The sequence below is a fragment of the Kitasatospora sp. NPDC086801 genome (assembly GCF_044745805.1).
In the GTDB taxonomy this organism is placed as follows: Bacteria; Actinomycetota; Actinomycetes; order Streptomycetales; family Streptomycetaceae; genus Kitasatospora.
Genome location: NZ_JBIVAX010000108.1, coordinates 1 through 1,553, shown reverse-complemented (window position 1 = coordinate 1,553; position 1,553 = coordinate 1). Strand labels below are relative to the sequence as shown.

Sequence of the window (1,553 nt, the reverse complement as noted above, 5' to 3'; positions counted from 1 at the left end):
CTGGACGACGCCCACGTCGGCGACATCAAGGGTGCGCTCGGCACCATCCGGCTCGATGACACCACCCCGCGTCACGGCCTGTCCGCAAGGCTCAAGACGCTGCTGGCGATCGTCGGCCCCGGCCTGATCGTGATGGTCGGCGACAACGACGCGGGCGCCTTCTCGACGTACGGACAGGCGGGGCAGAACTACGGCACCCAGCTGCTGTGGACGCTGCTGATGCTCGTCCCGGTGCTGTACGTGAACCAGGAGATGGTGCTGCGCCTGGGCGCCGTCACCGGGGTGGGCCACGCCCGCCTCATCCTGGAGCGCTTCGGCAAGTTCTGGGGCGCGTTCAGCGTCATCGACCTGTTCCTGCTGAACGCGCTGACCCTGGTGACCGAGTTCATCGGCGTCACGCTGGCGGCCGGGTACCTGGGCCTGCCGAAGGTGGCCTCGGTCGTCCTGGCGGCGGTGGTGATCATCGCCTCGGCGTTCACCGGCTCGTTCCAGCGTTTCGAGCGCGTCGCGGTCACGCTGTGCGTGGGCTCGCTGCTGCTGGTGCCGATCTACTTCATGGTCCACCCGAAGACCTCGCGGATGGCGCACGACTTCGTGGTGCCCAGCATGCCGGGCGGCTCGGGCCAGCTGGCGGCCGTGATGCTGGTGATCGTCTCCATCGTGGGCACCACCGTCGCCCCGTGGCAGCTGTTCTTCCAGCAGTCGTACGTCATCGACAAGCGGATCACGCCGCGGTTCATGAAGTACGAGAAGGTCGACCTGTGGATCGGGATCGCCATCGTCATCATCGGCGCCGCCGCGATGATGGGCTTCACCGCCGCGGCCTTCGCCGGCACCGACGGCTTCGGCCAGTTCTCCGACGCGGCCGCCGTCGCCAAGGGCCTTGAGGACAAGGCCGGGCACGTGGTGGGCGTGCTGTTCGCCATCGCGCTGCTGGACGCCTCGATCATCGGCGCCTTCGCCGTCTCCCTGTCCACCGCCTACGCGATCGGCGACGTGTTCGGCATCAGGCACTCGCTGCACCGGGGCGTCAAGGGCGCCAAGGGCTTCTACGCGATCTACGCCGGCCTGGTGGTCGCGGCGGCCGCGATCACGCTGCTGTCCACCGACTACACCCAGGGCCTGATGACCCAGTTCGTCCAGGTGCTGGCCGGTGTGCTGCTGCCCTCGGCGACGGTGTTCCTGCTGCTGCTCTGCAACGACAGGGCCGTCCTGGGGCCGTGGGTCAACGGGCCCAAGACCAACGCCTTCACCTCCGCCGTGGTCGGGGTCCTGGTGATGCTGTCGCTGATCCTGACCGCCGCCGTGGTCTGGCCCGACATCAGCTCGCGGGCGATCCTGTGGATCATGGCCGGCTGCGGCGTGGCCGGCGTGCTGGTCGCCGGGTACTTCTTCACCTTCGGCCGCACCGCCACCAAGGAGGACCCGATCGACCGCACCGGCCGCGAGGAATGGCGGATGCCCCCGCTGGAGACCCTCGGCAAGCCGGTCATGTCCACCGCCCGCAAGGTCGGCATGGGCGCCCTGCGCGCCTACCTCCTGGTCGCGATGGT

1 protein-coding gene is annotated in these 1,553 nt (G+C 69.0%); it reads left to right on the top strand.

Features of this window, described 5'->3' with window-relative positions; genetic code table 11:
* Positions 1-1,553, top strand: a 1,553-nt coding sequence (locus ACIPLC_RS38190; protein ID WP_400477664.1) for an NRAMP family divalent metal transporter, incomplete at both ends; no start/stop codon positions are given.